The sequence below is a fragment of the Mycobacterium hainanense genome (assembly GCF_041890355.1).
GTDB classification, from domain to species: Bacteria; Actinomycetota; Actinomycetes; order Mycobacteriales; family Mycobacteriaceae; genus Mycobacterium; species Mycobacterium hainanense.
On the sequence record NZ_CP169059.1, the window covers coordinates 2,966,202 to 2,979,736 of the forward strand.

At 67.9% G+C, this 13,535-nt stretch carries 9 protein-coding genes; 5 read left to right on the plus strand and 4 right to left on the minus strand.

Translation table 11 applies throughout. From position 1 onward, the window contains the following. Positions 1–36: 36 nt before the first annotated feature. Positions 37–1,290 (minus strand): PPE family protein, encoded by a 1,254-nt coding sequence (locus tag ACEL92_RS13895; protein WP_374021326.1) that lies wholly within the window; start codon positions 1,288–1,290, stop codon positions 37–39. Positions 1,291–1,785: 495 nt separating this feature from the next. Continuing rightward, positions 1,786–1,980: a ferredoxin gene (locus ACEL92_RS13900; protein ID WP_374021327.1), complete on the minus strand. Its 195-nt coding sequence runs from the start codon at positions 1,978–1,980 to the stop codon at positions 1,786–1,788. A gap of 253 nt (positions 1,981–2,233) precedes the next feature. Here ACEL92_RS13900 and ACEL92_RS13905 point away from each other — a divergent pair, with 253 nt between their 5' ends. Beyond that, the gene (locus ACEL92_RS13905; RefSeq protein WP_374021328.1) at positions 2,234–3,406 is read left to right on the plus strand and encodes a cytochrome P450; all 1,173 of its coding nucleotides are present in this window, start codon (positions 2,234–2,236) and stop codon (positions 3,404–3,406) included. A 45-nt stretch (positions 3,407–3,451) separates the two neighbouring features. On the opposite strand, the gene eccCa is transcribed toward ACEL92_RS13905, so the two are convergent. Both eccCa and eccB read right to left on the minus strand, forming a co-directional pair. Continuing rightward, positions 3,452–7,615, minus strand: coding sequence for a type VII secretion protein EccCa (gene eccCa, locus ACEL92_RS13910; RefSeq protein WP_374021329.1), 4,164 nt, complete (start codon positions 7,613–7,615; stop codon positions 3,452–3,454). Beyond that, positions 7,612–9,129 (minus strand): type VII secretion protein EccB, encoded by a 1,518-nt coding sequence (gene eccB / locus ACEL92_RS13915; RefSeq protein WP_374021330.1) that lies wholly within the window; start codon positions 9,127–9,129, stop codon positions 7,612–7,614. The genes eccCa and eccB overlap by 4 nt, the downstream gene beginning before the upstream one ends. A 462-nt stretch (positions 9,130–9,591) precedes the next feature. Here eccB and malQ point away from each other — a divergent pair, with 462 nt between their 5' ends. From malQ to ACEL92_RS13935, 4 genes are all read left to right on the plus strand, one after another. Beyond that, positions 9,592–11,754 carry a 4-alpha-glucanotransferase gene (malQ, locus tag ACEL92_RS13920; RefSeq protein WP_374021331.1) on the plus strand — a complete coding sequence of 721 codons (2,163 nt, stop codon included), beginning with the start codon at positions 9,592–9,594 and terminating at the stop codon, positions 11,752–11,754. A gap of 4 nt (positions 11,755–11,758) precedes the next feature. Then, on the plus strand, positions 11,759–12,640 hold the full coding sequence (locus ACEL92_RS13925) for an LLM class F420-dependent oxidoreductase (RefSeq protein ID WP_374021332.1): 882 nt from the start codon (positions 11,759–11,761) through the stop codon (positions 12,638–12,640). Between the two features lie 4 nt (positions 12,641–12,644). Beyond that, positions 12,645–13,112: a nuclear transport factor 2 family protein gene (locus tag ACEL92_RS13930; RefSeq protein WP_374021333.1), complete on the plus strand. Its 468-nt coding sequence runs from the start codon at positions 12,645–12,647 to the stop codon at positions 13,110–13,112. A 155-nt stretch (positions 13,113–13,267) separates the two neighbouring features. Next, positions 13,268–13,534 carry a LapA family protein gene (locus ACEL92_RS13935; protein WP_374021334.1) on the plus strand — a complete coding sequence of 89 codons (267 nt, stop codon included), beginning with the start codon at positions 13,268–13,270 and terminating at the stop codon, positions 13,532–13,534. Position 13,535 lies beyond the last annotated feature (1 nt).

The following is a 13,535-nucleotide window of genomic DNA, read 5'->3' on the forward strand; positions in this document are numbered from 1 at the left end:
TCATTCGTGTACAACTCCCGTTCACCTGGCCTTTCCCTATCCGGCTGATGGTGGGCGGGTCAGGACGCTGTAGCGGAAGCCGTATTTGTGGGAGTAGCCCGCGGCGGCGCCGGCCCGGCGGCCCACAACGCCGGTGGGCATACCGCGCAGCAGGGCGTTGCCCGGCGGGTTGCCGGTCACCCCGGCGGTCTGCACCGGCAGCGCCTCGGCCTCGGCCGCATTGGCCGGGCTGACCGCCGAGGTCAACGTGGCCCACTGCTGAGGCACCGACAAACCCCCGACTTGGGTGGCCTGCCCGGCACCGGCCGAGACGACGTTGCTGCTAAGACTGCCCAGGTTGCCCAACCCCAACTGGGCAAACTGCGGCGTCGGATACCACGCACCACTAGCGCCGGCCGTGCTACCACCAGGACCCGACACCAACTGCTGAGCCAACTGCGACCAAAACGCCGTTATACCGTTGGAGAAATACCCCAAACCCGAGGTCTGCTTGAGCATCACGGTATACAACGTGGGGTTCAACCCCAGGTAGTTGTTGGTCGGCGTGGGCAGCCCGCTCTGGGCGAAATTCTGGATCGCACTGGTCAACCACGTAAACGGCCCGGGTTGCGACGACGCCGCGGTCACCTGAGGCGCCGCGCTGCTCACCACTTGCGCGCTCGCCACCTGCGAGGCACTCGAGGCCACCGTCTGGGCGGTATTGCCCGCCGGCTGCTGAGCCGCCTGACTCACCGCCAACGCCTGCTCGGCCACCCCATCAGGAGTCGTGGTATTCGGCGGAGCAGCAAAGGGCGCCAACTGCGAGGCCGTCGCCGAGGCCGCAGCATAGCCATACATCGCCGCCGCATCCTGAGCCCACATCTCCAAGTACTGCGCCTCAGTCGCCATGATCGCCGGCGTGTTCTGCCCAAAAAAATTCGTCGCGACCAACGTCGCCAACAACACCCGATTAGCCGCAATCACCGGCGGCGGCACCGTCATCGCAAACGCCGCCTCAAACGCCGCCGCCGCCGCACGACCCTGACTGGCCGACTCCTCAGCCAACCCCCCCACCGCAGAAAGCCAACTCACAAACGGCACCACCGCGGCCACCATCGACGACGACGCCGGACCCAACCACCGACCCGCCGTCAACTCCGCAATCACCGAGCTATACCCACTAGCCGCCGCAGCCACCTCAGCAGCAACCTCATCCCACGCCGCCGCCGCCGCCATCAACGGCCCCGAACCCGGACCCGCATACATCCGACCGGAATTAATCTCCGGCGGTAACGCCCCGAAGTCAAACACCTGTTCTCCTCAGTTGGCCGGGACCGCTGGCGATCTCGGCAGTCGCATCGGATCAGTGGTGGCCGTGGTCACGGCTTCGTAAGCATTCGCCACCCGTAAGTCGCTCACCGCCCGAGATCACCGACTCGAACCTCTCGGTCCGCCACCCCAGTCGACGGGCTCGCCGGCGCATCCTGTCGATCCCGTGCTCGGCGCCCAAATGTGGCTTGCCGCCAAGCTTCTCGGACATTCGGTCAGGAACAACGCTCACCTTTGGCCTCGATCGATCCCCTGCTGTCAGCAACCGAGCGACAGTCCAAGGTCTTGCCGAACTGTCGCTCGTCGATGAGATTAGTTCGTTATCAGGGGCGTGCCGACACGCGACGCCAACTGTTCATTCCAGGCCAGGCACTGTTCACTCCCCGTCGACCACAGTTCATTCGCAGCAACTGTTTGTTCATCCGGGGTTTGCTTTCGATTCGTTCTCAATGCCGACCTCGCGGCGCGTCGCGCCGGTCAGTCCTCGTCGATGATCAGCGCCATTTCAGGGCACGACGCGACGCCGTCACGGGTCAGTTGCTCATCCTCGGGCCGCACCTCATGCTCCTCGAGGATCGAATAGCCGGATTCGTCTATCGGGAACAAGACCGGATCGACGGCGTAGCACTGGGCGTGACCCACACACTTGGCTTGATCGAGACGAACCCTCATCAGGTTCCCTCCCTACCGGGCTTCGCAGAATAAGCATGATCGCGATAACGAATCGAGGCGGCGATTCATCGCTGGCTAAAGTGTAGAAGATGGTCGCTGCATGAAGCAGTTGACCGGAAACCAACGCTCTGGCAAGCGATCGGATTCGTTTCCCATTGCGACACATGCGATATTGGTGTGCCAGCTGGAAACGGTGCCGACGAAGTCCCCGCCGCAGCGGTGAGCAGACCGAGATAGATCAAGCGGAGAGCCCATGAGCACTCCTGGCCAAGGCCAGCAAGGCACGTTCCATCTACCACGCCTCGATTTCGAGAAGTTACCGATGGCCGAGGACCGGGGCGTCGGATGGAAGACGTTGCGCGACGCCGGGCCGGTGGTGTTCATGAACGGCCACTACTACATCACCCGCCGCGAGGACGTGCTGGCCGCGCTGCGCAATCCCAAGGTGTTCTCGTCGACGATCCTGCAGCCTCCCGGTCATCCACTGCCCGTGCTGCCGCTGGCGTTCGACCCTCCTCAGCACACCCGTTACCGGAAGGTCCTGCAGCCGTTCTTCAGCCCGCTCGGTCTGAACAAGTCACGGCCGGTGCTGGAGCGGCACGCGACCGAGATGATCGCGGCGCTAGCTGGTCAGGGCAAATGCGAAGTGATGGCGGACTTCGCGCACCTGTACCCGTTCCAGGTCTTCATGGATCTCTACGGCCTGCCGATCCAGGACCGCGATCGCCTGATCGATTGGAAGGACGCCGTCGTTAGCGACAAGCCGTACATCACCCAGGCCGACATCGAGAAGAGCGAGCAACTGTTGGCGTATCTGGCCGATGCGATTCAGCAGCGCCGGGAGAATCCCGGCTCCGACATGCTGTCGCAAGTGATGGCCAGTGACGGTGACTTCACCGATCTGGAACTGCTGGGCATGAGCCACCTGCTTATCCTGGCGGGCCTGGACACGGTGACCGCGGCGATCGGGTTCTGCCTCTTCGAGTTGGCGCGCCGGCCACAGCTGCGTGATTCGCTTCGCGACAACCCAAGGCAGATCCGGGTTTTCATCGAAGAGATCGTCCGGCTGGAGCCCTCGGCACCCGTGGCGCCCCGGATCACCACCCAATTCGTCGAGATCGGCGGGATGACCTTGCCACCCGGCACATCGGTGCGGTTGTGCATGGCCGCCGTCAACCGCGACGAGAGCGACGCCACGTCCGTCAACGAGCTCGTCATGGACGGAAAGGTCCATCGGCACTGGGGGTTTGGGGGCGGACCGCACCGCTGCCTGGGCTCCCATTTGGCGCGGATCGAGCTGACGGTCATCGTCGGGGAATGGCTGCGGCAGATCCCCGACTTCGACCTGCCGGCGGACTATGTCCCCGCGATCAATTACCCCTCAAAGAGCTTCGCGCTCAAAGAATTACCGCTGCGCTGGGGCTGACCGGGCCAACCTCAGCGCAGCGGCATCCGTCATCCGTCATCCGTCTTACTTGCGCAGCTCCGTTGCCGCGACCTGGACGAACACACCGGTGTCCTCGGCCATCAGCAGGCCTCGGCCACGGGGCAGCGGGCCACCCTTCATCTTGCCGCGGATGAAGCCTTCGTCCGGGTCGGCGTCCATGACCAGCAACGGCGCGTTCGCCTGCGCCAGCGCTCGCAACATCGGGTCGCTGCCCGCCGAGGACCAACCACCGAAGGTGCGGGTGACGAGCACGTGCAACCCGACGTCGGCGGCTCTGGTCACCCACGGGGCAGCCTTGTGCAGCGGCGAGTCGAAACCTGCCGGCAGCTGCTGGATGTCGTCGACGATCAGGAAGATCTCCGGACCGCTCCACCACGACCGCGACAACAACTCCTCGGCGGACAGGCCCGGCGGCGGCTCACGTCCGGCCAGGACGGCCGCCAACTCACCCATCATCGCCTGGACGCCGTCGAGGTTGTACGCGAACTTCTCGACGTAGTCCGGACCCAGCGTCGTCAGCAGCTGACGCCGCGGGTCAACCAGCCAAACCTGTGCGGACGGCTGGCCGGACGGCGGCGTGGGCGCGCTGCTGGCTCCCGGCGCGTAGAGCCGGCCGATCTCGGACATGATGGTGGCCAGCGTGGTGGTCCGCCCACATTCGCGTCGACCCGTCACCATCAGGTGCGCATTCTCGCCGAAGTTGAGGTACACCGGCGATAGGTCCAATTCGGAGATGGCCCAAGCGATTCCGCCCGCGCCGACGCCCTGCCGGGTGTCCCGTGCGGCCAGCTCGCGCAGTTGCTCCACGTCGAACCGCGCGGGCAGGCGGCGCACCGGCGGGGCCTGACTGCTCGTGAGGCGGCTCACCGCGTCGATGACGCTGTCGGACTCGAACACGTAGTCAGGTGTGGTGCCGAGCGCGGGGCGGGCCACCAGCGTGTGTAGCCCGGCCTGCGGGTCGGAATCGAGGCGGACGTAGTTGACCGCGACCATGCCGCGACCCGGCTTGACCGGAACTTCCTTGGCGAACCGGGACCGGACCAGCTTGGCGTCCTCCACGGCGGCCAGCCGCAGCTCCACCCGGGAGCCGAATCCGCTGCGCACCGGCGGCCGCAGCTCCGATTCGCGATCGGCCGTGACCACCACGTGGACCCCGAACGACGGGCCCTGGTTGATGATCAGGTTCACCTGCTCGATCAGCACCTCGTTCTCTTCGGCCAGTGCCCGGTAGTTGTCCACGACCAGGTAGACGTCGCCGAACCCGTCGTTGGGGACCGGGCCGGGCTCGCCGCCGAACTTGCGCCGACGGAAGACCTCCATGGAGGCGATCCCGTACTCGAGGAAGGTGCGCTTGCGGTCACGGACCAGCGCCAGCAGCTCGGCCACCGTCCGGCGCACGCCGTACGGATCGGTCGGGCCGGCGACCTCACCGACGTGCGGCAACCGGGCGACCGTGGTCAACGCCGTGCTGCTGTAGGCCAGGCAGTAGAACTGGACCTGCTCGGGCGTATGGGTCAGCGCCGCGGAGCAGATGAGCGTCTGCAGCGCCGTCGTCTTGCCCGAACCGCCGGCGCCCAGGATCAGGACGTTGGCGCCCGGCCCCGAGGTGTCGACCGTCCACGGCGGCTGGTCGTGCTTGAAGGGCCGGTCGATGATCCCGATCGGGAACACCAGGTCGCGGGCTGTCCCGTAGTCCTCCTGCCACGGATGGCCGAGGAATCGGTCGACCAATTCGTCGATCGGAACGGGCTGGTTCAGCGGCGGCTGCCACAACCGGTACGGCTCGAAGTCGATCTTGCGCAGCTGATCGATGATGACCGTGCCGACCTTAGGAACCCTGATGCCCTCGACGTCGTCGTCGACCGCCTCGTCGGCCCCGAGGGCCTCGCCGTTCGTGATGGCGGCCGGGGTGAGCTCCGGGCCGCCCACGCTGACCTCGAGCGGGGTGAACGAGTTCGTGAACAGCTGCGGGCGAACGTAGTCGATGCTGTGCACCAACGCCGGCGCCTCGTCGCCGTCATCGGTGAGCCCGCGGGGGAAGTAGTCCCGCCACAGGAACTCGGCCTGGAACCGGACGATGTCCTCCAGGCTGCGGCGGAAGTAGCCCAGACCGGCCTGCGCCGGCAGGTTGACCGCGTTCGGCACGCCGGCCGCCTGCGCCGCACCGGCGGTACGCGCTTTCAGCACCAACCGGTAACCCATGTTCTCCATGAGCTTTTCGGCGCGACTTTCGATGGTCTGCGACGCCATCATCAGGTGGATCCAGTAGGCGCGGCCCTGCCGGCCGATCGAGTCGAGCACGTCGACCGCGGTCGGCATGATGCGGAACCATTCGTAGAACTCGTCGATGACCACCACGAGCATCGGCAGCGGCGCCATGTCCTGGCCGCGGGCCTGCATCCGGAGCCGGACCGAGTTGTACTCCTTGGCGTCGTCGACGCCGGCGCTGTCGCAGATCGCCTTGCGGCGGGCGATCTCGCCCCACAGGGCGTCCAGGAAGCGTTCCATCAGCGCCTGGTCCTCTTCCAGGTCGGTGATGATGCGCGACACGTGCGGGACCCCGGCGAACGGTTTGACCGCCGACCCACCCTTGAGGTCCGCCAGCACGAACTGCAGCTCCTCCGGCGGGTGGCTGAGCATCAGCGACTCGATCACGGTCCGCACCAGGGTCGATTTACCCGAACCCGTCGTTCCGGACATGACGCCGTGCGGACCGTCACCGCCCTCGTCGAGCGATTTCATGTCCAAGAACAGCAGTTCGCCGTTGTCGGAGCGATTTCCGAACGGCGCCCGCAAGCGCGATCGGCCCATCGTGTCGGTGCGCGCGCCCCACAGCGCCTCGAAATCGATGTGGCCTGGGTCGTCGATCCCGTAGTAGGCCAGGATGTCGCGGGCGCCGATGTGGGCCACCCGCTGGCCGATCTCCTCGTAGGCCTCGGCGAGGCGCCAGCGAGCCAGCGCCTGGGCGAATTCCTCCGCCTCGGCGACGCTGATGTGGTCGGTCAGCGCGAAGAACCACGGCTTCTCGTCGATCACCATCCAGGTGTCGCGGTCGCGGGGCAGGGTCTCGATGATGCCCTTGTCGTCGAACCGCAGGGTGCGCTCGGGAACTGACGTCCACATCGACGCACCGGTCAGGTCGAAGAACGTCACCCCGTCGATGCCTTCGGCGCTGATGACGAACTCCCACTGGGGGTCGACGACGTCCGCGACGATCACCGTGTGGGGCGTCGGCGTCTGCGCCGACGAGCTGGCGTGTCGGGGCGTGAAAGAGCCACGCCCGGCGAACAATTCGGACTGCTCGGCGGCGAACTCGCGCACCGAGCTGTACACCATCCGGGCGTTTCCGGCGGCGTCCTGGCGGCGCGGGTCGCCGAAGTGCGGAAGCCACTTGACCCAGTCCCACTCGTCCAGGTCCGAGGTGACGACGACCATCTGGACGTGGTCGGGCCCGTGCGAGAACGCCAGCTGGCAGATGATCGCCCGCATCAGTCCGAGCACCTGCTCGCGGTCCCCGTTGAGCGCGTACCACGGTTCGACGAGCAGGGAGATCATCTTGGGCAGGTTGTAGACGACGCTTTGGTAGCGGCCGAATTCCTGCAGCGCCTTACCGGTAACCGGCTCGAGTTCGATGTCGGTGGGCATGTTCTGGGGCTCACCCCAGGTCACCTCGGGACGGGTCATGCCGACGCCGACCCGGACCACACCGAAGTTGAGGTCCTTGCCGTCGGGCTTGCGCTCCCACATGCGTGAGCTGCCAACCGCTGCGGCCAGCGTCGTGGGCGCCGGGTGGAACCACCGGTAGTTGGCGTCCATGCTGTCGGCGGACTCGTGGGCGGTCTCGCGCAGCATGTCCAGCATCAGCATGAACTGGGCGCGCATCGCGTCCAGCTTGGGCCGACTCATCTGCTGCTGGCCGCCGAACCTGCCGCCGAACATCATCATCGCGACGCCACCGATCATGAAGATCGGGAAGATCGCTCCGGCACCGCCGAACACGCGCGAGCCGCTGCCGAAGACCATCGCGACCATGCCGATCAGCAGGCCGATCACCAGCACGCCGACGATGATCAGCCACACGGGCTTGCCCTCGGGCGGCGGAATGCTCAGGGGTGTCGGAAGGACGATGTTCTCCGGCTTGATGACCGGAGGCTTCTCCGGTGTCGGCCGTGCAAACCCGCGTTTCACTTAGGTACCGCCAATTCTCCTGGGGACATATCCATCGGTAGGGTGTCGTGCTCCACGAGCGCGTCCGCGCGCGACAAGGTCGGGCCTTGCGGGAGCAGCCGCAGCGCCACCCACGGCGCCAGGCTCGGTTTGGTCTTCAGGCCCAACGCCTCACGCACATCGCGCGTGTCGTCGACCCCGAACCGCGCGCCGGCGTCCGTCACCCACCAGAGCGATTCCGTCGTCTTGGCGCCCGGGTCGTTGCCGGTGACGGCCACGAAGTTTCCGTAGTCCGGCCCGAAGAAGACCTGGTCGGCCACGCGGCCCGTCGTGTCTGCCTTGACCAGCGAAACCACCTTGTTCTCGTCCTTGGCCGCCACCGGGATGGTCGGGCCGGACACGACCTGGATGCGGGCGCGGTTTTCACCGGAGGTCTTCTGCCACCACCAGCAGGTCGACGGGTTCTCGCGGATGTCCGAGACGTTGAGCGGGGCATCCGGGTAGGAGGACAGGTCCAGCTTGTTGACCACCGGCATCTTCGCCAGCGCGGACGGCTCCACGGTCACCGGTTTGGTGTTGCCCGGCCCGGCGTTCTGCAGGATCTGGGCCACCAACGGCGGCAGGGTCTGCACGCCGTCGGCCAGCACCAGCGAATACTGTTGCGGACCACTGATTTGCGGCGTGACGATCACCGTGCCGATCGGGCCGGGCGCGTTCGGGAACGACGCGCCGCCGCCCGCGTTCGGGATCTGCGGCACCGTCAGTTCCGGGCCCACCGGCAACGCATCGAACAGGGCGCGGCTCATGGGTTTGGCCTGGCCGACCTGCTCGGGCGTCAGGCCCAGCGGCAGGAGCACCGATCGGTTGGTCGCGTCGATGCGTGACCGGCGCCCCTCCCGGATCACCCACGCGTCCCCGCCGTAGTTCAGCACCACCGCATCCGAGCCGTTCAGCACGCGCCGGTGGTTGCTCAGGTCGGGGTTCCCGTCGATGACGGTCACCGTCACCCCGGACGGCGCACTGACCCCCGTCGAGGAGGAGACGGTGTCACACACCAGCCACGACGACGTGGTCGGGCTGGTGGTGTGGAAGTTCGACGGCGCGCCCGGGATGCCGACCATCGGGCCGCGCGGCAGGCTGGCGATCTGGTTGGACTTGACCAGGTGCGGGTTGTCCGGGCGGCCGGTGATCAGGCGCGCAGAAGCCAGGTTCAGCGCCGGGTACAACCGGTCACCCACGCGGACATAGAGGGCGCCGGAGTCACGGTCGGCGATGATCGGCGAATCCCCCACCTGACCGGCCGGGCTGAGGAACGAGTACAGCAGCGCGCCCAGGCAGATCACCAGCGCCGCCGATACCGATGCCACCACGGCCAGTGTCTGACGCCGCCCCGGCTCGACCTCCATGCGGACGCGCCAGCGGGTGAGCGCCATTGCGGTGCGGCGAGCGAGGAACTGGTAGCCGGTCACCTGGGTTCGCGTCGATAGCCCGAGGCCATACCCCGACCCGCGCTGCCCGCGACTCTCTTCCGCCACTTAATTCACCATCCGGTCTGCTAGAACGCCTGGATATTGCCTCTGAAAATTCCGCGGCGCGGATTACATCGACAACCGTAAGGCACCGGTACGGGCCGCGCCACGCGGCGACGATGGCGTTCGCTGCTGCGATCTGTTCATCTGTGGGTGTCCGGTCGTCGTCAGCCCACCGGGGCCGCCGGCGGGCGCGACATGCCAGGCGCCGTTGAGCTGGCACTTTTTGATCCCCCGGCCGATCCCCGCCGATCCCCGCCCGGACTATTCATCTCTCTGAAGGGCATCGTAATGGCGAATGCCCCGCTCGGCATGGCGAATGCCCCGCTCGTCATGGCGAGCGGGCGCCCTCGGCGAACGGCGCGAGGCACCGGCGGCCGGCAAAACGGGCGGTGGCGCCCGCCGGCGCCGAGTCGCCGCCTCTCCCCGATTGGTCGGCCGGGAATTTCTGGCACCAAGATGAGCGGTATGAGTGAGCTCGCGCCGTCGCTGGTCGAACTTGCCAGGAGATACGGCATCGCGACCGAGTACCAGGATTGGACCGGGCGACGGGTGCTCGTTTCCGAGACCACGCTGGTGGCCGTGTTGGCCGCGCTCGGCGTGGCGGCCGGCACCGAGCAGGAACGCAACGTGGCCCTGTCCGCGAAGCTGCGATCGCATTGGGAACGCCGGCTGCCGGCGACCATCGTCGGCCGGACCGGCGAGCAGGTCCGGTTCTGGGTGCACGTGACCCATGGCGACCCGGCCGAGGTCTGGTTGCAGCTCGAAGACGGCACGGTGCGCGGCGGGATCCAGCAGGTCGACAACTTCACCCCACCGTTCGACCTGGACGGGCGCTGGGTCGGCGAGGCCAGCTTCGTGCTGCCGCCCGACCTGCCGCTGGGCTACCACCGGGTGCACCTGCGCTCCGGCGACGGTGAGGCCAGCACGGCGCTGATCGTGACGCCGGATTGGCTCGGGCTGCCCGAGCGCCTCGGCGCCCGGCGCGGCTGGGGGCTGGCCGCCCAGCTCTACAGCGTGCGGTCCGGCCAATCCTGGGGGGTCGGCGACCTGACCGATCTGACGGACCTGGCGGTGTGGTCGGCGACGCGGCACGGCGCCGACTATCTGCTGGTCAATCCGCTGCACGCCGCCGCCCCGACGACCCCCATGGAGCCGTCGCCTTACCTGCCGACGTCGCGGCGCTTCGTCAACCCCATCTACCTTCATGTCGAGGCGATCCCCGAGTTCGCCGCGCTGCCCAAGCGGAGCCGGGTGCGGCGGCTGCGCTCGGATGTGCAGCAGCGGGCCGCCCGGCTGGACGCGATCGATCGTGACAGCGCGTGGGCGGCCAAGCGCACCGCGCTCGAGCTGCTGCATCGGGTGCCGAGGTCGGCGGGTCGCGAACTGTCCTACGAAGCCTTCCGCGCCCGTGAAGGCCGCGCGCTCGACGACTTCGCCACCTGGTGCGCCCTGGCCGAGAAGTACGGCGCCGACTGGCATGCCTGGCCGCAGGAGCTTCGGCACCCCCAGGCGAGCGGTGTCGCCGAGTTCGCCGAAAAGCATTCCGGCACAGTCGATTTCCATCGGTGGCTGCAGTGGCAACTCGACGAGCAACTCGCCGCGGCGCAGTCGCGTGCGGTCCGGGCCGGAATGGCGCTGGGCGTGATGCACGACCTGGCGGTCGGGGTGCATCCCAACGGGGCCGACGCGTGGGCGCTGCAGGATGTGCTGGCGCTGGGCGTCACCGCCGGCGCGCCGCCCGACGAGTTCAATCAACTCGGCCAGGACTGGTCCCAGCCGCCGTGGCGGCCGGATCGGCTGGACGCGGAGGAATACCGGCCCTTTCGGGCGTTGATCCGCGCGGTGCTGCGGCATGCCGGCGGCGTGCGAATCGACCACATCATCGGGTTGTTCCGGCTCTGGTGGATTCCGGAGGGCGCACCGCCCACCCAAGGCACCTATGTGCGCTACGACCACGAGGCGATGATCGGCATCGTCGCGCTGGAAGCGCACCGCGCCGGGGCGCTGGTCGTCGGCGAGGACCTCGGCACCGTCGAACCGTGGGTGCGCGACTACCTCCTGCTGCGCGGACTGCTGGGCACGTCGATCCTGTGGTTCGAGCTCGACCGCGACGGGAACGGCGGCCCTCTGCCGGCCGAGCGGTGGCGCGAGTACTGCCTGTCGTCGGTGACGACCCACGATCTGCCGCCAACCGCCGGCTACCTGGCGGGCGACCATGTGCGGCTGCGCGAATCGCTCGGACTGCTGACGCGCCCGGCCGAGGACGAGCTCGCCGCCGATCGGGCCGAGCTCTCGGCGTGGCTGGCCGAGCTGCGGCGGGTGGGGCTACTCGACGACGCCGACGACGACGAGGAAAGCATCGTCCTTGCGTTGTACCGGTACCTGGGGCGGACCCCGTCTCGGCTGGTGGGCGTGGCACTGACCGACGCGGTAGGTGACCGGCGCACCCAGAACCAGCCGGGCACCACCGACGAGTACCCCAACTGGCGGGTGCCGCTGACCGGTCCCGACGGCCGCCCGATTCTGCTGGAGGACGTGTTCACCGATGCGCGGACGGCCACCCTGGCCGAGGCCGTGCGCACCGCAATCGCGCCCACGGCCGTCGAGAGCGCGCCTGTTAGCTTCTGAGGCCATGAAGGTTTCAGTCGTGGCCCCGGTTGCCGACGGCGTCACCGCGGATCCGGAATGGATGGCGGCGTTCGCGGGTCACCTGGAACTGTGCGGGTTCGAGTCGATCGTGATCGTCGAGCACACCGTGCTGCTCACCCGCTATGACAGCGTCTACCCGTACGACAGCTCCGGCCGCGTCGGACTGGCCGCCGACTGCCCCATTCCCGACCCGCTCGATCTGCTGGCGTTCCTGGCCGGTCGCACCACCACCCTCGGCCTGGCCACCGGTGTGCTGGTGCTGCCCAACCACCATCCGGTGGTGCTCGCGAAGCGGGCCGCCACCGTGGACGCGTTGTCGGGCGGGCGGCTTCGGCTGTGCGTCGGCGTGGGGTGGCTCAAGGAGGAGCTTGAAGCGTGCGGCGCTGACTTCGACAACCGCGGCAGACGTGCCGACGAGCAGGTGGCCGTCCTGCGGGCCTTGTGGGCCGAGCAGCCGAAGGGGGTGTCACATCACGGCGAGTTCTTCGACTTCGACGATGTCATGTGTTATCCCAAACCGATTGCACGCGAACACCTTCCAATCCATATCGGCGGGCACAGCCGTGCGGCGGCCCGCCGCGCCGGTCGCTTGGGAGACGGGTTCCAACCGCTCGGTGTCACCGGTTCTGAGCTCGCGTCGCTGATTGCCCTGATGCGCGCCGAGGCGGCGTCGGCCGGACGCGATCCAGCGGCCTTGGAGATTTCACTGGGCCACGCGGTGAACAAGATCGACGCCAAGCGGGCCGGCAGCCTCGCCGATCAGGGCGCCGACCGGCTGGTGCTGGCCATGCCGCCGACCGCCGACATCGAACAGGCCAAGGACATGCTGTCGGCGTGTGCGCAACGCCTCTCGCTGATCGCGTGATGCGATGACCCTGTCAGCCGACGATCGATCCGCCCTGAGCGACCTGGTGCACCGGTACGCGGCCCTGGTGGACGAGCACCAATTCGGTTCCATCGCAGCGCTTTTCGCCGATACCGCCGTGCTGGAAGTGCCCGAACCACCCAAGGCTCTGCAGCCGATCCACCCGCATCGAGGCCGGGACGCCATCACCGCGGCGGTCGCCTCCGTCGCGGCGGTGGTCCGCACCGAGCACGCCATCATCGGCGAGGTCTATGACGAGGCCGTCCGGCCGGGCACCGCCCGCGGGCGCGTCGCGTGCATCGCACACCACTGGGACCAGCGCGGCGACGAGATTGTCGACGTCGTGTGGCATCTGCGCTACGACGACGAATACGCGCGGACCGACCGGTGGCGGATCAGCCGCCGGGCGCTGACCATCAACGCCATTGAAACCCGGGTCGCGCGGCGGTTGCGGCCGCGTGACCCCGACTAGCGGTCGCGCATGCATTCTCGCCCGGCCGGCCGCGCATCCAGCGGTCGCGGCCGCCGGCTCCACGCATTCGCCGGCGCCGCCTCCGTCGTTTGTCCCGACGGCATTCCGGGTAGCACCACTAAGCGGCCCAAAGGAATTGACCAGAGGAGACGCCCATGAGGTACAGCCCCGAGCACGCGAGAACCGGCCTTGGTGAATCGGTACACGTCGAACGCACGCGCGGGCTCGTCATCGTCGGGGCGGCGGTCCTGGCCTTCGTAGTGTGCGTGGCCACCTTCGCGCTCGGCCATGCCGGCGCGGGCGTTGCCGCGGCCATCGTCGCCCTGCTCGCGTTCGGGGCCGGGCTGGACTGGCTTGCCATGGACCGCAGGCGGATCCGCCAAGCGGAACGGGAGTGGCCGATCGGCCACGCGGCGCGGTAGC

What these genes read in the sequence shown, in the direction of transcription:
- ACEL92_RS13905 (WP_374021328.1), top strand. Translation starts at nt 2,234, where the DNA reads ATGAGCACTCCTGGCCAAGGCCAGCAAGGCACGTTCCATCTACCACGC.
- malQ (WP_374021331.1), top strand. Translation starts at nt 9,592, where the DNA reads ATGAGTGAGCTCGCGCCGTCGCTGGTCGAACTTGCCAGGAGATACGGC.
- ACEL92_RS13930 (WP_374021333.1), top strand. Translation starts at nt 12,645, where the DNA reads ATGACCCTGTCAGCCGACGATCGATCCGCCCTGAGCGACCTGGTGCAC.
- ACEL92_RS13900 (WP_374021327.1), bottom strand. Translation starts at nt 1,980, where the DNA reads ATGAGGGTTCGTCTCGATCAAGCCAAGTGTGTGGGTCACGCCCAGTGC.
- ACEL92_RS13925 (WP_374021332.1), top strand. Translation starts at nt 11,759, where the DNA reads ATGAAGGTTTCAGTCGTGGCCCCGGTTGCCGACGGCGTCACCGCGGAT.
- ACEL92_RS13935 (WP_374021334.1), top strand. Translation starts at nt 13,268, where the DNA reads ATGAGGTACAGCCCCGAGCACGCGAGAACCGGCCTTGGTGAATCGGTA.